Annotated in this window: 13 protein-coding genes and 1 tRNA gene; 6 read left to right on the top strand and 8 right to left on the bottom strand. The window is 63.4% G+C overall.

Features of this window, described 5'->3' with window-relative positions:
• Nucleotides 1–206 precede the first annotated feature (206 nt).
• Nucleotides 207–1,598 (top strand): OmpP1/FadL family transporter, encoded by a 1,392-nt coding sequence (locus PE058_RS08940; RefSeq protein WP_271030379.1) that lies wholly within the window; start codon nucleotides 207–209, stop codon nucleotides 1,596–1,598.
• A 215-nt stretch (nucleotides 1,599–1,813) separates the two neighbouring features.
• On the top strand, nucleotides 1,814–3,070 hold the full coding sequence (locus PE058_RS08935) for a hypothetical protein (protein WP_271030378.1): 1,257 nt from the start codon (nucleotides 1,814–1,816) through the stop codon (nucleotides 3,068–3,070).
• Between the two features lie 618 nt (nucleotides 3,071–3,688).
• Here the strand turns inward: PE058_RS08935 and PE058_RS08930 are convergent.
• Nucleotides 3,689–3,763 (bottom strand) — tRNA-Thr (locus tag PE058_RS08930).
• Nucleotides 3,764–4,230: 467 nt separating this feature from the next.
• Here PE058_RS08930 and PE058_RS08925 point away from each other — a divergent pair.
• Both PE058_RS08925 and PE058_RS08920 read left to right on the top strand, forming a co-directional pair.
• Nucleotides 4,231–4,668 (top strand): universal stress protein, encoded by a 438-nt coding sequence (locus PE058_RS08925; RefSeq protein WP_020086775.1) that lies wholly within the window; start codon nucleotides 4,231–4,233, stop codon nucleotides 4,666–4,668.
• A gap of 141 nt (nucleotides 4,669–4,809) precedes the next feature.
• Nucleotides 4,810–6,726, top strand: a complete 1,917-nt coding sequence (locus PE058_RS08920; protein WP_051113843.1) for a PHA/PHB synthase family protein — start codon at nucleotides 4,810–4,812, stop codon at nucleotides 6,724–6,726.
• 4 nt (nucleotides 6,727–6,730) lie between these two features.
• Here the strand turns inward: PE058_RS08920 and PE058_RS08915 are convergent, their stop codons facing one another.
• The 7 genes from PE058_RS08915 to PE058_RS08885 all read right to left on the bottom strand — a co-directional run bounded on the left by PE058_RS08915 (nucleotide 6,731) and on the right by PE058_RS08885 (nucleotide 17,370).
• On the bottom strand, nucleotides 6,731–9,841 hold the full coding sequence (locus tag PE058_RS08915) for an efflux RND transporter permease subunit (RefSeq protein ID WP_271030377.1): 3,111 nt from the start codon (nucleotides 9,839–9,841) through the stop codon (nucleotides 6,731–6,733).
• A complete protein-coding gene (locus tag PE058_RS08910) occupies nucleotides 9,838–10,905 on the bottom strand; it encodes an efflux RND transporter periplasmic adaptor subunit (RefSeq protein WP_271030376.1) in 1,068 nt (355 codons plus the stop codon). The genes PE058_RS08915 and PE058_RS08910 overlap by 4 nt, the downstream gene beginning before the upstream one ends.
• Before the next feature lie 207 nt (nucleotides 10,906–11,112).
• Nucleotides 11,113–13,407: a putative bifunctional diguanylate cyclase/phosphodiesterase gene (locus tag PE058_RS08905; protein ID WP_020086780.1), complete on the bottom strand. Its 2,295-nt coding sequence runs from the start codon at nucleotides 13,405–13,407 to the stop codon at nucleotides 11,113–11,115.
• Between the two features lie 232 nt (nucleotides 13,408–13,639).
• Complete coding sequence (locus PE058_RS08900; protein WP_198011207.1) at nucleotides 13,640–15,169, bottom strand: inorganic phosphate transporter; 1,530 nt, start codon at nucleotides 15,167–15,169, stop codon at nucleotides 13,640–13,642.
• Nucleotides 15,170–15,354: 185 nt separating this feature from the next.
• On the bottom strand, nucleotides 15,355–15,792 hold the full coding sequence (locus tag PE058_RS08895) for an NUDIX hydrolase (protein WP_020086782.1): 438 nt from the start codon (nucleotides 15,790–15,792) through the stop codon (nucleotides 15,355–15,357).
• Between the two features lie 105 nt (nucleotides 15,793–15,897).
• Nucleotides 15,898–16,863, bottom strand: a complete 966-nt coding sequence (locus PE058_RS08890; RefSeq protein ID WP_271030375.1) for an NAD(P)H-dependent flavin oxidoreductase — start codon at nucleotides 16,861–16,863, stop codon at nucleotides 15,898–15,900.
• 69 nt (nucleotides 16,864–16,932) lie between these two features.
• Nucleotides 16,933–17,370, bottom strand: coding sequence for an RrF2 family transcriptional regulator (locus tag PE058_RS08885; RefSeq protein ID WP_020086784.1), 438 nt, complete (start codon nucleotides 17,368–17,370; stop codon nucleotides 16,933–16,935).
• 162 nt (nucleotides 17,371–17,532) lie between these two features.
• Between PE058_RS08885 and PE058_RS08880 the strand changes: the two genes are divergently transcribed.
• Together PE058_RS08880 and PE058_RS08875 are read left to right on the top strand one after the other, a co-directional pair.
• Nucleotides 17,533–17,919 carry a group III truncated hemoglobin gene (locus PE058_RS08880; protein WP_271030374.1) on the top strand — a complete coding sequence of 129 codons (387 nt, stop codon included), beginning with the start codon at nucleotides 17,533–17,535 and terminating at the stop codon, nucleotides 17,917–17,919.
• Nucleotides 17,920–17,942: 23 nt separating this feature from the next.
• On the top strand, nucleotides 17,943–18,545 hold the full coding sequence (locus PE058_RS08875; protein ID WP_020086786.1) for a 5-formyltetrahydrofolate cyclo-ligase: 603 nt from the start codon (nucleotides 17,943–17,945) through the stop codon (nucleotides 18,543–18,545).
• Nucleotides 18,546–18,554 lie beyond the last annotated feature (9 nt).

Genomic DNA, 18,554 nt, shown 5'->3' with positions numbered 1-18,554 from the left:
AGCTTGCAGCGACAATGAACCGTGCCATTCCGCCAAATCCGGCAAAAACCGGACTTTCCGAAAAATGCTGCACCGCAGTCCTTTAGAGAATTAATATATTCGTAATCAGAATAACAAAACTTTGTTCCTGCACGAAGCACGCAGCAAAAATCGATTCAGCACGAGAACGGCTGAAATAAAAAACACACTTGGCGGGGAGAAGGTCAATGAAACGCGGCAGGGACACCGAATCCGCATCGCGGCGGCGGAGTGAGGCGGTCGTGAAGGGCGCAATCGCCGTGTGGTCCGCCGTCGCGATCTCTGGCGAGGCGATGGCGGGCGGCTTGGCCATTCGCGAGCAATCGGCCTCCGCCCAGGGCGCCTCCTTTGCAGGCGCTGCCGCCGGTGGCGATCTCAGCGCGAGCTTCTGGAACCCAGCCGCGATGTCGTCCGCCGGCTATGGATTGACGTCCGAAAGCCACTACGCCCTCATTCACGCGGATTTCGACGTCCAGGCTGAAAGCGTAAGTGTGCTTACCGGATCCGCGCTCCCGGCCTCAACCACCCTGGTCGATGACCGTATCCAGATCGATCCGCTTGCCCTCGTCGGCTCCTCCTATGCGGCATGGCGCGCCAACGACAGGCTGGTGCTCGGCCTGTCGATCACCTCGCCGTTCGGATCGAAGAACAAGGCCGATAACGCCACGTGGGCGGGCCAATATCACTACCGCAGCTCCGAGCTCTTCACGATCAACGTCAACCCGATCGCCTCGTATCAGCTCACCCCGCATCTTTCCTTCGGCGCCGGCCCACAGATCCAGTACTTGTCGCTGACCATCAAGGCTAACCCGTCGGGTGGCCTCGCCCCGCCGCAATCGACGTCCGCGCTCGATGGCGACGACATCGGCGTCGGCTTCACCGCCGGTATGATGTGGCAGCCGGTAAGCGGCACCGATATCGGCGTCGGGTTTCGCTCGGCCGTCTCCCATGAGGTAGACGGAGAGGCGAGACTAGCCAGTGGGTACCTGACGACCGGAACCATGCTCGGCACGGTTCCCTTCAAGTCGGTGGATTTCAAGGCCAAGCTTCAGACACCGGAGATCGCAACGCTCAGCCTGCGCCAGGCAATGGGCCAGGACACGCGGCTGCTCGGCTCTGTGGAATGGTCCAATTGGAGCCGCCTGGATCAGGTCGACTTCATAGCGCAGTCGACCGGCGGGATCGCGGCCCAGCCAGTAACGCCCGGCCACACCCTCAACGTTCTCGATTTCCACTGGAACGACGGCTGGTTCTTCGCGCTCGGCGGTGAATGGGACTACACGAAGGAACTCACGCTCCGCGCGGGAGCGGCTTATGAAATCTCGCCGATCCGCGACGCCGATCAGAGAAAGATCAACGTCGCCGACAGCGACCGCGTCTGGCTGAGCTTGGGGGCGACCTATGCCTTCAGCGCAACCACGGCCTTCGACTTTGCCTACACCCACATCTTCTTCGACGACGCCCCCATCGATAGCCTGACGACGACACCCGCAGGCCCCACTGCCCCGGTCCGGCGCTTCGTCGGCTATGCCGACCAGTCCGCCGACATCATAGCCATGTCGCTCAAGACCAAGTGGTAAACACGACGGAAACTGCCGAGGAAATGCCCCTGGCAGCCGTCCCCGCGCCGGATTAACTATACGGCAAAGCTGCTGTCCCGCCTCAAATTGATTCAACGCTACCATCGACCAGAGAGCCCAATCGGCGATTGGGGCTCTGTTCAAGCGATGAGCGCGAGAAGAATGGAGGACGGAAACCGCCCCGCGCCTCGTTTAGAGTTGTACGAAGGGGTTAGATGCGCGGCTTTCCGTTCGTTCGAGGGACGATCCTGTGCCTCGCGCTTTTCTATCCAAACGCCACGAGCGATCTGAACTCTTTGCAGGATATGCTGCGCCAGAAGCTCTGGACGAAGCGAGATGCCTACAACGCTGCGTATTATCTCACAGTCCCGATGATCGACGCCTTCAAACGCGACGACACGGATCTCATCCGGCGATATGCCGCCTACTTCCGGCGATTTGCCAAGCAAGGCATCGATGCAGACGTCAAATTCCCCGTCGAGGCGCAGTACAATTATTTCGTATCCCGATACCTCGTTCTGAGTGCCGCGAAATCAGGCTGCACGAAGCGAACGAGATCGCTTGCTTCCCATATCGAAAAGCGGCTCGAGCGCGGGCTCATGTCGCCGGCCTGGCTCTGGTCGATGCCGGATTTCCCGAACATGTTCGCAAGAGCCGAGTGGAAGCTCGCCAACAAGACCATTACTCCGGCCTATATGAGAGCCTTCTTCGACGAAGAGCTGTTCTCGTTTGCCGTGGCCGCGGACTTGAAGATCGTCATGCAAATGTGCGGATCCGCGCCGTCTAGAACGACACTGCGAGCTGTGGCGCTCGGCCAGCAGGTATTTCTGAGCGAAGGAAAATACGACGGTAAGAAATGGCAACTTCAGCCGGGCGTATGGCACGACCATCCTGACTTTGCCTATGCCGGAAACCCCAACCTCGGTCCCGATCTAAAAAAGATAACGGTGAGGGGAATCGGCTGGGACAGCGGACATTTCTCGCGCGTGCCGTCGTTCGTAAAAAGCCTGATGTGCGCCTCCGAAGAAGGCAGTGCAGCGAGATCGGAGCTCGATCGCATTCTGGACGGCATCGCCGCAAGCTTCATGACCGACGTGTATGTCGCCCCCAGCAGCGACTTCAAGGCTGTGAGGCTCAAGAATTATATGACCGGCGACAACGGCGTGTACAGATATTCTTACGGGACAGTCGGAAAAGCCGGAGGCTACGGCCCTTACGCCATGAGCAACTCCTTCAACACGGGCTGGTGGTCTCTGCTCGGCGAGTCCGTATCCGCTGCCTACCAGGCCCAGCGCGCAAGCCAACCGCTGCCGGAAAATGCTCTCGCCCTGTACCTCGGTCCGGTCGTGACCGACAAAAAGGCGCCCTTGGCCGCCCATCCCTACCTGATGAACTACATCGGCGGTGAGCTGTTCCGTATCGGCCTGCAGGCAGCCACCGACCTGTCGCAGCACAAGCGAAGCTGCCCCTGATCCGCCGTCCGGTTCGGGCCTATTGTTTCCCCAGGGGCGATTTTGGCAAAGCCCGTCGCGCGCCACGGCGCGCTCTCGAACACCGAGTCACGACAAGCATCTGAATTTAAGAGGAAAAGCTGGTGCTGCCGGCGAGGATTGAACTTGCGACCTCTCCCTTACCAAGAGAAAGATAAGCTAATAAGTTCAATAGCTTTGACAATTGTTTGACACTTTCTCTGACAATTCTTTGCCTGAATTGAGGATTTCTCGGAGTCCGACCGCCAGCCCGGCGTCCATCACCTCGTTGGCAGGCTTCCCGAGGTCTTCAAGTTTAGTGATCTGAGGCATGTGCTTTCTACCTCTCGCACCAGTCGTCCGAGAGATAGCCCCCGCCGCCGCTTGTGCAGTCCGGCCCGGCCATCAGTAGACTAACGGATAAAAGTGCAACCAGTGCAAGAATGACCTTTACGGTCTTGATTGCTGTTTCCATGGGAGCCCCGCCGGATAGATCCAGAAACGCAGTTTGACAGAAGTTTGCCACTTCCTGCAGCCGGTTGCTGTGATGTTCACAGGCCGTTCGGCGGGTGGAGAACGTCAACTGTCCAACGCAGTGCGTTGACTCGTTTGGGGAAAAGCTGGTGCTGCCGGCGAGGATTGAACTTGCGACCTCTCCCTTACCAAGGGAGTGCTCTACCACTGAGCTACGGCAGCGACCCGATATATCGCTTTATTTTCAGCGCCTTAAGCGGAAGCCCGCCCTCGGACCGACCGAGACCGCTCACCTTGGGGAACGGCAGAGACACGCGCGGGCGAAGCGACCCGAACCGCGCGCTGCGATCATCTACCCGAGCCGGCCCTTAAGAGCAACCACTGCCACCGCAAAAAATGCAATGATCCCGCATCCCGTTGTCGCGCCGCACCGGAGGTCTTCCGCTGGGTAGCGGAGGCAGGCCCCAGGAGCCGCCCGGCGTGCGCACTAGGCGCCATCGTGCTGTCACGACCTAGGGTGCCTCTCTGACGAACCCCGATTTTCCGCAGGCCCCTCAAAGGCTGTCTCACGAAACGGGGAGCAAATCGGACGCCCCAAACGTTGATTGCGGTCAACAATTCGAGCAGGCGCGCCCGGCTATGATGCCTGCATCGATAGCGATTGCCGCTAAAGCCAGGAGCCAAAGCACATGTTCAAGCACATATTGATTGCAACGGACGGCTCGGAGCTTGCCCAGAAGGCGGTGACCCAGGGGCTGGAACTCGCCAAAGGGCTCGGAGCACAGGTGACGGTGATCAACGTGACGGAGCCATGGGCCGCCGTGGCTCCGGGCGAGGTCGCCATGGCTTTCCCCATTCACGAATACGAGGAAAGCGTCGCCACCAACGCCGCCCGCATTCTCTCGGCGGTCGACACCCAGGCCAAAGCGCAAGGCGTTACCTGCGCGACGCTGCACGTGAAAGACCAGTTCCCCGCCGAAGGCATCATCGAAACCGCCGGTCAGCGCGGCTGCGACGTGATTGTGATGGCCTCACACGGACGGCGAGGCCTGATGCGCTTCCTCCTCGGCAGCCAGGCGATCAAGGTCCTGACCAACAGCACCATCCCGGTCCTGGTCTGCCGGTGAGCCGCTCACAGCCTCGAAGCGAGCTTCGAGGCATCTTCATCGGAGATATGAGCAATCTGCCCTACGGACGAGAGCTTGTATTCACTATTTGAGGGATGAATACCATTCGCATCCCAAAGCCAGATAGCGCGAGGCTCATCGATGACAAACGGCACCTCCGCCCGTCGCAAAGACGAAATCGCATCGCCCGAAGCAAGTCCTGCTGCCGCGCCAGCCGGCGAGCCGGTGCACCGCGAGATGCCGCACGCCCCGTCAGCCCGTGCACCGCATGAAAAGCCTCACCATGCTCCGCACGTGCACGCGAGCTTGCCGATACCCTGCATCCCTGGAATGTTCGTCCCCGGCTGCGGCCGCGCAATCGACCGCTCTCTCAACTTTCTGATCTCGCGCTTCACACTCGGCCTCGCCCCTGCAGCCCTTGCCGAGGTCTATTTCGACTGGCTGGTTCATCTCACCGCTTCCCCAGGCAAACAGACCGAGCTCGCCCAGCAGGCATTCGTCAAATCCACTCATCTGCTGCGAGAGGTGATGACGGCCGCCTACACGCAGGAAAAGCCGCAAGCGGAAACTACCGAGGCGACCGACAAGCGCTTCCGTGCTCCCGAGTGGAACATCTGGCCCTTCAACCTGATCCGCGACGCCTTCCTGCTCGAGCAATCCTGGTGGGACACCGCAACCAACGACGTCCATGGCATGACGGAGCCGCATATGCGCGTGGCCAGCTTCGTCGCCCGTCAGCTCCTCGATATGGCCGCACCCAGCAACTTCATCGCGACCAATCCGGTCGTGCTGAACGAGACCGTGTCCCAGATGGGCGGCAATCTCGTCCGCGGCACCAAGAACCTTTTCGAGGATCTGGATCGCGTCTGGACCGGACAGCCGCCGGTCGGCGCCGAGAACTTCAAGGTCGGCGAGAACATCGCCATCACGCCCGGCAAGGTGGTCTTCCGCAATGACCTCATCGAGCTGATCCAGTACGAGCCGACGACGGCGAAGGTCCATGCCGAGCCGGTCCTCATCGTGCCGGCCTGGATCATGAAATACTACATCCTCGACCTGTCGCCCGAGAACTCGCTCGTCAAATACCTCTGCGACCAGGGCTTCACCGTCTTCATGATCTCGTGGAAGAACCCGACCGCACGCGAGCGCGACTACGGCATGGACGACTACCGCAGGCACGGCGTCATGGCCGCGCTTGAAACAGTTGAGCGCATCGTCCCCGGCGAGCAGGTGCACGGCGTCGGCTATTGTCTCGGCGGCACGTTGCTCACCATCGCGGCCGCTGCGATGGGCGCGGAGAGCAAGCGCTTCAAGAGCCTTAGCCTCTTCGCGGCGCAGGTGGATTTCGTGGATGCGGGCGAGCTTACGCTCTTCATCAGCGAGAGCCAGATCGCCTTCCTCGAGGACACCATGCACGAGCAGGGGTATCTCGAAGGCTTCCAGATGGCAGGCACCTTTCAGCTCCTGCGCTCGAACGATCTCATCTGGTCACGCATCGTGCGCGACTATCTGATGGGCGAACGTATGCCCATGTCGGACCTGATGGCGTGGAACTCCGACGCGACACGCATGCCGGCGCGCATGCACGGCGAGTACTTGCGCCACCTCTACCTCGACAACGAGCTGAGCGGCGGCCACTACAAGGTCGAAGGCCGGCCCATCGCGCTCACCAACATCCGCACGCCGTTCTTCGTGATCGGCACCGAGACCGACCACGTCGCGCCGTGGAAGAGCGTCTACAAGCTCAACCTGTTTACGGACGCACCCGTGACGTTTGCTTTGACGACAGGCGGCCACAACGCAGGCGTCGTCTCCCCGCCGGCCAATTCCAAACGCGCCTTCCGCATCGCCACCCGCCAGGCGACCGACGCTTACGTGGATCCCGACCACTGGTTCGCGGAAACGCCGCGCCAGCAGGGATCCTGGTGGCCTGCCTGGATCGCCTGGCTCGAGGAAAGATCCTCCGGCCGCAAGGTCGCGCCGCCGCGCATGGGGTTGAGCGGCGCAAACCCGACCCGTCTCGAACCGGCTCCCGGCACCTACGTGTACGAGCGTTGACCCATCACGCCGCACCGGCGAGCACGCCGCTCTCTCCGCGCGAAGCGGCACCTGACGGCGCCGCCCCGTCCGGCGGCACGATCCCGAACCACGTCACGTAGAGCGCTGGCAGGAAGATCAGCGTCAGCAGCGTCGCCACCATCAGGCCTCCGATCACCGCGAACGCCATCGGCCCCCAGAACACCGTGGGCGCGATCGGGATCATGCCCAGGATGGCTGCCGCGGCCGTGAGCAGGATCGGCCGCAGACGATGCTGCGTGGCGCTGATCACAGCCTCCCACTGAGGCTCACCCGCCGCGATGTGCTGATCGATCTGCTCGATCAGGATCACCGAGTTGCGGATCACCATGCCCGCGAGCGAGATGACGCCGAGGATTGCGACGAATCCCATCGGAACGTTGAACAGCAGGAGAGACGCCGCAACGCCGATCACGGCGAGAGGCGCCGTGAGCAGCACCATGACGAGCTTCTGGAAGCTGCGGAGCTGCACCATGAGGATCGTGATCATCAGAAGCAGCATCAGCGGGAACACCGCGAAGATGCTGGCCTGCGCCTTGCCGCTGTCCTCCACCGTTCCGCCGACGGTCACCGCGTAACCCGGCGGCAGCGTGGCGCGGAAGGCCGCGATGTCCTTGTCGAGCTGGCGCACCACGGTCATAGCCTCGAGGCCGGGCGCGACGTCCGCCTGCACCGTGACGGTCGGCTGGCGCTGGCGGCGCCAGATCAGCGGCGGTTCCAGCGTGTAGGAGAGCGAGGCCACCTGCGCCAGCGGCACGTTTCCGCCCTGCGGCGTCGCGAGCCGCAGGCTCCGCAGCGTATCGAGCTTGGCCCGCTCGCCCTCGATCGCCCGCGCCACCACGTCAACGAGGTAGGTATGGTCGCGCACTTGCGTGATCGTGGTGCCCGAGAGCACGGAATTGATGTTGCTCGCGATCTGACGCGACGTGAGCCCGACGGCGCGCGCCCGGTCCTGGTCGATCTCGACCTTGACCGCCTTGGCCATCTCACCCCAGTCGAAATTGATGTTCGCGACATTCGAGTTGGCGCCGATCACCCCCGCGAACGCCAGCGCGCAATCGCGGACCTTCTCGGGGTCGTTCCCGCTCACGCGGAACTTGAGAGGCCAGCCGACCGGCGGCCCGAGCTCGAGCGGGCTCACGCGGATCATCGCGTCCTCGAATCCGGTCGCGAAGGCCTGCTCGAGGCGCTGCTGCACGCCGGGGCGCTCCTTGAAGCCCTTCGTCACGACCACCGCCTGCGCGAAGAAGCTGTTGGCGAGCTGCGCGTCGAGCGGCAGATAGAAGCGCACGGCTCCCTGCCCCACATAGAACGTCCAGAAGTCGATGTCGGGATCGGCCTTGAGCACGCTCTCCATGCGCTTGACCGTATCCTGCGTCGCGTTGAGCGAGGCTCCCTGTGGAAGCGTGACGTTGATCAACAGCTCGGGCCGGTCGGAGGCCGGGAAGAACTGCTGCTGCACGAAACGCATGCCCACGAGCGCAAGCAGGAACGCAGCGACCGTACCGGCCAGCACCGCGTATTTGGCCCGCAGCAGTCGGTCCAGCAATCGCGAGAAGCGGCTCGGACCTCCGTGGGCATTATGAGACTTCATCTTGTCCGGCAGGATGAATACACCCGTCAGCGGCGTGAACAGCACGGCCACCACCCACGACACGATGAGCGCGATACCGACCACGGCGAAGAGCGTGAAGCAGTATTCGCCCGCGCTGCTCTTTGCGAACCCCACCGGCACGAAGCCCGCGATCGTCACCAGCGTTCCCGTGAGCATCGGGAAGGCGGTAGACGTATAGGCATAGGTCGCGGCGGATATCTTGTCCGCCCCCTCCTCCAATTTCGAGATCATCATCTCGACCGCGATCATGGCGTCGTCGACGAGCAGCCCGAGCGCGATGATCAGGGCGCCGAGTGAGATGCGCTGCAGCGAGATGCCGAAGTACATCATGGCCGCGAACGTGACGGCAAGCACCAGGGGAATGGCGACTGCCACCACGATGCCCGGCCGCCAGCCGAGTGCCAGGAAGCTTACGCCGAGCACTATGGCAATGGCTTCCCACAGCGTCTTGGTGAACTCGCCGACCGCCTCCTCCACCACATGCGGCTGGTTGGAGACGAGGTGTGGCTCGAGACCGATGGGAAGGTTGGCCTCTATTTCCGCCATCCTCTCCTTGATCGCTTCGCCGAGCGCAAGCACGTCGCCGCCCTGGGACATGGAGACCGCAAGTCCGATGGCCGGCTCGCCGTTGTAGCGGAACATCGGCTGCGGCGGGTCCACGTAGCCCCGGCGCACCGTGGCGATGTCGGAAAGCTTGTAGGCGCGATCCCCGGAGCGGAAATTGATCGCCTTGAGGTTCTCCTCGGAATCGAAGCTGCCCGAAACGCGAACGGAGATCCGCTCCGCACCCGCATCCAACGTGCCGCTCGGCACGATGGCATTCTGGGATTCGAGGCTGTCCATCAGGCTCGCCGCGTCGATCCCGAGCGCCGCCATCTGCTGCGTCGAGAATTCGAGATAGATCTTCTCGTCCTGCGTCCCGATAAAATCGACTTTCGCGACGTCCGGCACCCGCAACAACTCCGTGCGCACGATCTCGAGCTGATCGCGCACCTCGCGCGGCGAGAAGCCGTCGGACGTGAAGGCGTAGACGATGCTGTAGGTGTCGCCGAACTCGTCGTTGAAGAACGGCCCTTGGATTCCTTCCGGAAGCTGGCTCTTGATGTCGCCGATCTTCTTGCGCACCTGGTACCAGAGATCGGGCACCAGGCTCGCGGGCGTGCTGTCCAGAAGATTGACGTAGACGAGCGTGTCGCCGGGCTTGGTGTAGCTGCGCACGAAATCGAGATGCGGCAGCTCCTCGAGCTTTTTCTCGATGCGGTCCGTCACCTGCTGAAGCGTGTCGCTGGTGGTCGCGCCCGGCCACAGCGCCCGCACCACCATCGTCTTGATGGTGAAAGGCGGATCCTCCTCGCGTCCGAGCTTCTGATAGGCGTAGAACCCGGCGATCGCGGAGACCAGCATCAGGTAGACGACGAGGCTCTTGTGGCGGAGCGCCCAATCCGAAAGATTGAAGCCGCCGGAATGATCAGTGCTGCTCATGAGCCGGCACCATCCAGAAGGCGGACATGCTGGCCTTCGCGCAGACGGTTGACACCGGCCGTCACGACGACCTCGCCCTGGCTCACACCCTCGCTGACGATGACGCGATCGGTCTCGAACCGCGACACCTGCACGGGCCTCAGCTTCACGGTGGAAGAGGCGCTGTCATAGATCCACACGGCAGGCTTCCCGCCCTGGTCGTAGAGAGCGCTCCCCGGGAGCACGATGACGGGCGCCGTCGTCGCCTTGAGGCGGCCGAGAACGCTCGCCCCGAACCGCATGGCGGCCGGCGGATTCTCGAGCGACACCTTCACTTGATAGGTGCGCGTCACCGGATCGGCGACGGGCGAGACCTCTCGCACAGTCCCTTCGGCCACGATGCTCGGGCTGCTCAGAAGGTTCACGAGGACAGCCGGGCGGTCGCCTGCGGGGCGATCCCGGAACGCGGCCTCCGCCACGTTGAAGACTGCATCGATCTGGTCGGGCTTGGCGAGCCGCACCACCATCTGCCCGGCATTCACCACCTGTCCCGGCTCTGCGGCTACGGCCGTCACGATGCCGTCGAAGTCGGCCCTCAGCTCGGTGTAGGCGAGCTGGTCCTTGGCGAGGTCCAGGGCAGCCTTGGCCGATTCGAGCTTCGCTTCCGACGAGCGCCGGTTCTTCACGGCAGCATCGTAGTTCGAATGCGTGGTGACGCCCTTCTCGAGCAACTCGCTCTGCCGCTGCTCCGTGGCCCGCGCCTCCACCAGAACGGCATCCGCGGATGTGACGTCCGCCTCCGCCGATCTCAGCCTGTTGTCGAAATCCTGCGTATCGAGCCGCGCCAGCAGGTCACCTGACTTCACCGAGACGCCCACGTCGACCGCGCGCGAGATCACCTTTCCGCCCACACGAAAGCCGATGTCGCTCTCCTGCCTCGGGCGGATCTCGCCCACCGCCTGCCGGTCATCGTCGATCGGCTTCGGCATCACCACCACCGTGCGCACGGGGCGAATCTCCGGCGCCGGCGCCGCCGCCTCGCGGCAGCCGGCGAGCCCGAGCAGCGAACCGCCGAGAACGAGCATGAATGCAGTCCGCTGACCCGCACATCGTGGAAGCATGGCCGTTGAGCCCCGTGTTGACACCCCTGATGGATGCAAGGTGCCACGGCCCCGCGGATCAGCACAATGGATCAAATGGCGAGGGCGGCCCGATCGGGGACAAGGCGGGCTTCAGTTGATCATCAAACTGATAGCATCGACCCGGGAAGCGGCATCCCGGCGCGGCTCCGTTCATGCGACAAGCGCACCGAACTTGCTCTTGTCGAGAAGAAACTGCGGCACATCCATCGCAGCCAGCGGCCGCGCGAAATAGTAGCCCTGCAGGCTGCCGCAACCCATGCTGCTCAACAGCATCACCTGCTCCTCCGTCTCGACGCCTTCCGCCGTGGTGCACAGGCCGAGACCGCGCCCCAGCTGCACGATCGTCTGCACGATCGAAAGACTGTCCTTGTTGGACTGCATGTCCTTGACGAACGAGCGATCGATCTTGAGCCGTCCGATCGGATAGGCCTTGATGTGCGAGAGAGACGCATAGCCGGTGCCGAAATCGTCGAGCGCGATCTCCACGCCAAGCTCGTGCAGTTGCTCCAGCGCCTCGCTCACGTGCAAAGCACCGCTTCCCAGAAACACGCGCTCGGTCACCTCGATGCAGAGCCTGCTCGGCTCCACCTTGAAATAGCCGAGCTTCCGCTTGAGCCGCGTGGCGAAGCAGCCGAACGCGAAATCCGCCGACGTGACATTGACCGCGACGCGGCCGAACTGGAACCCATCGCGCTGCCACGACGCCGCCTGCTCGAGCGCGAGATCGATGACGCGGTTACCGATGGCAAGCGCCACCTTCGGATCCTCGAGCACCTCCTCGAAACTTCCCGGCGACAGCAGCCCGTGCATCGGATGGCGCCAGCGCAAGAGCGCCTCGAACGAGGGCGGCTCCGTCCGGTCCGATGGCATGATCGGCTGGAAGTACAGCACGAATTCGTCGCGCTGGATGGCATCCAGAACGTTCTCCTGCAGCTCCACTCTGCGGTCGATGGCTTCTCGCAGGTCGGGCGTGAAAATCTGCGCCCGGCCGCGCCCCAGGCTCTTGGCACGGTAGAGCGCGAGATCGGCGTTCTTGAGCAGGTCGCTCGGCTGCGATGCATCGCGCGGAAACAGCGTCACGCCGATGCTCGCGCTGCACGACCGCAGCGTCCCGGACAGGTTGATCGGATCTTCGAACGTGCTCTCGATCGCCGCCACGTGCGTGTGAATGCTCTCGTCGTTCTCCTGGCCGGGAATGAGCACGGCGAACTCGTCGCCCCCGAGACGCGCGATGGTGCCGGCCCCGTCGAGCACATTGCGCAACCGCGCCGCCACCACCTTGAGGAGATCGTCGCCCGCATCATGGCCGAGCGTGTCGTTGATCTCCTTGAAATGATCGAGATCGATCAAGGCCACGGCAATCAGGGAGCCGGTGTCGCTCGCCGCCGCGATGGCATCCCGCAGCGTTTCGTTGAACAGGAGCCGGTTCGGAAGCTCCGTCAGAGGATCGAGCTTCGCGAGCTTCCAGAGCTTGTCCTGGATTTTCTTGCGCTCGGTGATCTCCTCGGTGAGCATGATGATGCCGCCGACGGTGCCGTCGGGCATGTACCAAGAGCGAACCTCCCAGCGGATGATGTTCTCCGAGCCGTCCGCCCTCCGGAACCGCTCCTCGTCGCTGCGCTCCGCCGCGCCGCCGCGAAGCAGCCGCTGATGCTTCTCGCGCCAATGAACCGGAACCTCGGGAAACACGTCGTAGTGATTGAGACCCACCAGCGATTTCTGCTTGAGGGCGTAGTCGTTGAGCCAGCGCTCGGTATGGGCGACATAGCGCATGTCGTTGTCGAACATCGCCACTGCCGCCGGCGCATGTTTCACGAACGCCTCTAGCCGCGCGTGAGCGCGCTTGAGCTCGACCTCCGCGCTCTTCTGGTCCGTCACATCCACCGCAATGGTCGTGAAGCTTTCGATGTCGCCGTGCCTGTCCTTCCAGGGAATGACGATGGCCTTGAACCAGATCAGGGAACCGTTCTTCGCGCGGTCACAGAATTCGCCCGACCACGTCTGGCCTGCCTGGACCGTCACCCACATGTGCGCGAGGTATTCGGCGCTATAGAGCCCCGCGCTCAATCCGCCGATCGGCTGGCTCCTGAGCTCCTCGAGCGTGTATCCGGTCCGGTTGAGAAAATTGTCGTTGGCCTCGCGCACCTGTCCGTCAGGACCGGACCTCAGCACGAAAAAGTTGTCGCCAAGGATCTGCTCATACGATTGCGCCTGATTGCGAAACCGGACCGCGGACTCCTTGCCTGCGTTTACAAGCGCGAGCGCCCCGGCCGAAAGAGCGAGCGAGAGAAGCGCACATGCCCCGAGCAGCATGGACGGCGCATCGAGATCCCAAACAACGAGTACGGAGAGCGTCAGGGCGAGCAACGCGGCGAGCGCGACGACGAGACCGGGCGCCGCGTGCACACGGGTGGCCTCTCCCACCGTGCCCACACGCTGCGACACAGCATTTCCAACGCCACCCCACATCTTTGTGCGTAATCCAGATACTCAACCGACGGGTAATTAGCCCTTGAACATCCAGATTATTGACCGTGGGTGATTAAAATATCCGCACACCTACCGAGCGAATTGAATGGGTGCAGCGCAGCATAAAAATCGCCTTTGAAAACGAACAACAAAAGTCCGATCCAAGCCACCGGCAAGGCCCCGCCACTAGCCCGAACGCAGTTCAATTTCAGCGGACGAAGTCGATCAGCGTGTACAACAGCGCCGCAAGGCCTGCGGCCAGGGGCACGGTGATCACCCATGCGGCGAGGATGGTCGTGAAATGCGACCTGCGGACCAGCTTCCGCCGCCGCAGCTCCTGCTGATCCGAAAACGTGAGCTGATGCGGCGACTGCGAGATTCGCATCCGGTGGATGTGAACGAGACGGCGCCTGCGCCGGCTGACCGCCACCCAGTACTCACGGAAGAACCCCACGCCGAATATGGAGCCGATCGCGATGTGCGTGGAGCTGACGGGCAGGCCGAAGCCCGACGCGACGAGCACCGTGAGAGCCGTCGACAGCGCAACGCAATAGCCACGCATGGGGTTCATCTTGGTGATCTGGTCGCCCACCAGCCGCACGAGGCGCGGGCCGAACAGCAGGATGCCGACACTGATGCCGAACGCACCGATCATCATCACCCAGACCGGCGCAGTGCCGCTGTTGGCGACTTCGGGATCGACGCTGCGCAGGATCGCGGCGAGCGGCCCCACGGCATTCGCGACGTCGTTGGCGCCATGAGCGAACGACAGAAGGGCCGCCGAAAAAATGAGGGGCAGGCGGAACAGGCGCCTCAGCGACTGGTTGCGGTTCTCCATCCCTTCGGATTGGCGGCGGATGAAGGGCTTCACGACTGCATAGACGAGCAGAAACACCGGCACTGAGACACCCGCGACCTCGAGCCAGCCCGGTGTCCAGACGCGCTCGAGACCCTTCACCATCAGATAGGCGGTGAATGAGCCCGCCATCAGCGCGATCAGCAGCGGCACCCAGCGCCTGGCGGCCGCGATCTTGTCCGGCCGGTAGATGATCGTGAGCTTGATGAGGGCGAGCAACAGGGCCGCGATAAAGCCGCCGAGAAGCGGCGAGACGACCCAGCTCGCTGCGATGGAGCCGAGCACAGCCCAGTTGATAGGCCCGGAACCGACCGCCGCCAGGGCCGCGCCCGCAACGCCGCCGACAATCGAGTGCGTGGTCGAGATCGGCGCGCCGACCAGGGTCGCGAGATGGACCCACAGCGCAGCCGACAGCAGGCCCGACATCATGATCCAGACGAAGGTGTAGCGGTCGGGCACATCGGAAGCGCGGATGAGCTCCTCCGAGATGGTCTCGACCACGTCTCCGCCCGCGAGCAATGCGCCCGCACTTTCGAAGATCGCCGCGAGAATCAGAGCCCCGGTCATCGTCAGGGCGCGCGCCCCCACGGCCGGGCTCACGTTGTTGGCCACGTCGTTGGCGCCCACGGTGAGCGCCATGTAGCCGCCGATGACGGCGGCCGCGACGATGAAAGTGGCGTTCGACTGCGCGCCGATATGAAAAACGGCGAGGCTTCCGGCGAGAACGAGGAAAAGCAGCGCGAGACCCGGCGCGACGAGCGGCAACGTGACCAGCCGCGTGGCGTCCTCCACACGTCCGATCTTCCCGAGATCCTTGTCTAGGGTCGACTTACGCAGCCGGCCTGGCCTGGCTCGCGCCGGCGCCTGGTTCTGCGGTGTCATGAAGAAATCCATCGCGTCATGCGCGCGGTCATAAGGGAGTGCCCACGGAAAGACAAACCACGAACCGCTTACGACGACAGTTCTTCGGAGAAGCGTTGCAGCCAAGCGCGCGGCACGACAGGAAGATCGTCCCGAACCGCCCTGAAAATGGGCAAGCCCAGGGCGGCACAAAGTGGAGTGCTCTTTTACAGCGCGTGCGGCGCGCTCACGGCGTGCTTGCGGCCAAGCCCGAGCAGAATCTGCGCCAGCCCGCGCTCCTTGACCATGTCAGCCGCCTGCTCAGGGCCGATCCACGTCTGCCGCCGCGTTCCCTGCTCCGGCCACTGCGCGAATTGATGAGTTACTTCCATCAGATAGACCTCGACCCGGCAGCGCGCCCAAGCGAGAAAATGCAGCCTCTTCGTATAGTCGAACGTACCGATGGGCTCGGCCGCGACCTTGCCGCCGATGCCGGCCTCCTCGAAGCCCTCGCGCGCCGCAAGCTCGCGCCCGGAAAGATGGGATTTCGGCCAGCCTTTCGGGATCACCCAGCGGCCGGTGCCACGGCTGGAAACGAGCAGAACCAGCTTACCCGCCGGGCCCTCGACGAAAGGCAGCACGCCATATTGCTTCAGAGGCTCCATCGCCCGTCCCCAAAACGCAGATCATGATCGCATCTAATGACATCATGATTGCCCCCGCTTCTATCAACCCGATTGCCGGGCAGCGGGCAAGATGGGGCGAGCGTGTCAGGGGCAGAAGCGCCCGAGCCGTTCCTCGGCTTCTTTCACGAGGCGCCGGATGATGTCGCCCGCAGGCGCGATGCCGTCGATCAGCCCCACGGCCTCGCCGACGAAGGTGTTGGCGCCGTCCGGATCGCCCTCGACCCAGGCCTTGCGGTACTTCGCGGCCTCCTCGTCGGCCACCTGCATGAGCTCCGGCTCGCGCCCATGCCAGCGATCCGTATAGGCGTTCTTGAGCACGCGGGCCGTGTAGCGGGGCGGCCAGTCGAGCTTCCGCGCGAGGTCCATGACCTGCGAGCGGATCGTGTCGTCGCCCGTCGCTGCGAGTGCGGCGGCGTGCATCCTGGGGCCCACGTTGGCCTCCTGCGAAGCCCAAAGCCGCGAGCCAACGAGAACGCCGTCCGCCCCGAGCATCAGCGCAGCCGCAAGCCCGCGGCCGTCACCCACGCCGCCAGCGGCGCACAACAGCGTGTCCGGCGCCCGCCGCGCGATGAGATCGGCGACCTCCGGGACTAGGGTAAACGTCGCGCGCTTTTCGCCGTGACCTCCCGCCTCCGACCCTTGCGCCACGACCACATCCGCCCCGCAATCGATCGCGCGTTCCGCGTCACGCCGCGTCTGCACCTGGCAGAAGAGCAGCGCGCCCGCGTTCTTGATCCGGGCGACGAACGGCGCCGGATCGCTGAACGACAGGAAGATCGCCCTGGGCTTTCGCGCCAGCACGAGATCCAGAAGCTGCGGCTGGCGGCCCAGCGACCAGGTGATGAAACCGCATCCGAACGTCTCGCCCTCGACCAGATTCAGCTGCTCTTCGAGCCAGGCCGCATCCCCGTATCCGCCGCCGATCATCCCGAGACCGCCCGCCGCCGAGACGGCCGAGGCGAGACGGCCGCCGGCCGCGAACGCCATCGGCGCGCAAATGATCGGATGCAGCAGGTTGAGGCGTTCGGTAAGGCGGGTCGTGAGGGCCATGATTGCGGTCTCGAAGAAATCGCGGAAACGCGAGCAGGACGGGAGGTGAAAGAGAAACCCGGTGACGGCTCAACGCACGTCGATGGAAAGCGCGTTGGCGAGCGCCTTGGGCTTGGCGACGAGATCGGCGAGCGTCCACGCATCGAGCGACTCGAGAAAAGCCCCCAGCGCCTTGTTGAGCACCATCTTCAGGCGGCATACGTCCGTGATACGGCAGACGTTGTCGGTCCCGAAGCACTCCACGATTCTGAAGTCCTCTTCCACCGCCCGCACCACGTCGCCGAGGCGGATCTTCTCCGCCGGGCCGTTGAGCCTGAGCCCGCCGCCGCGCCCGCGCACGGTCTGCACGAAGCCGTGCTGAGCCAGCCGGTGCACGACCTTCATGAGGTGGTTCTCGGAGATGTCGTAGGCCTCCGCGATCTCTTGTATGGTGGCAAGGCGATCCGGCCGGGTGCCGAGATACATCAGCACGCGCAGCGAATAGTCGGAGAGAGCTGTCAGTCTCATGGTGGTTACCCGCCGAAATGCCACAAGGGGACCGGCTTGACCCGGAGCGAAAATAAGATGTATTACAAATATATCTTATAATGCAAGACGAGAGTGGTCTCCGTCATGATGCGCGAACCTCATCCGAAGGCTCCGGGGCTCCCAGTCGGCATCACGGAACCCATGATCCACGATCTCGTCCATAGTTTCTACGCCGAAGTGCGGCGTGACCCCGTCCTCGGCCCCATATTCAACACCCGCGTGCACGACTGGACCGAGCATCTCGACAAGCTCTGCGCATTCTGGTCGTCCGTCGTGCTGATGACGGGCCGGTTCAAGGGCCGCCCGATGCCCGTTCATATCGCTATCAGTGAGATCGAGCAGGCCCATTTCGAGCGCTGGCTCGGCCTGTTCCGCGCCACCGCCCGGCGCGTATGCCCCGGGGCCGCGGCGGACTTGTTCATTGATCGGGCAGAACGCATCGCGGAATCCCTCTTCCTCGGCATCTGCCTGCATCGCGGTGAAGGCCCGGGCTTCGCAGCAGCCAAATTCACCGCGCCCGCATCCTGACAGCAGAGCCTCGCGATCGCGCCATGCCCGATCCCGCCATGCCCGATCCCGCCCCTGACGACTGGAAAGCATTGCGGAGAGCCCAGCGCGCGGACCTGCTCGAAGCGCGCAACGCCCTCCCCCTTTCGAACCGTCAGGGCATGGCGCGGCAGGTGATCGCCAATCTCGACAAGGCCGTTGCGGATCTGCCCTGCAGGGTGCTCGGCCTCTATTGGCCGATCAAACGCGAGATCGACCTGCTCAAGTGGGCCGCCTCCCTGAGCGAGACCCGCGGCATTGCGCTGGCTCTCCCCGTCGTTTCCATCCCCCGGAGCCCGCTCGAATATTGGCTTTGGCAACCCGGCGCACGCATGACCCGCGGGTTCTGGAACATTCCCGTGCCCGTCGAAAAGAAACCAATCGATCCCGACGTCGTGATTGCCCCCCTTGTGGGGTTTCACGATTGCTGGCGGCTCGGTTACGGAGGGGGATATTTCGACCGCACTTTGGCGGCGCGCACGCCGCGCCCCGCCGCAATTGGCATCGGATTTGATTTTACCGAAGTTTCCCATTTCACACCCCGGGATCACGATATTCCGATGAAACGCATCGTGACCGAGAGCCGTATCTACGAGCGCAAGGCCTGAAAAAGCACA

This window comes from Hyphomicrobium sp. DMF-1, assembly GCF_027886585.1.
GTDB classification, from domain to species: domain Bacteria; phylum Pseudomonadota; class Alphaproteobacteria; order Rhizobiales; family Hyphomicrobiaceae; genus Hyphomicrobium_C; species Hyphomicrobium_C zavarzinii.
This window is presented reverse-complemented; position numbering and strand designations above follow the sequence as displayed.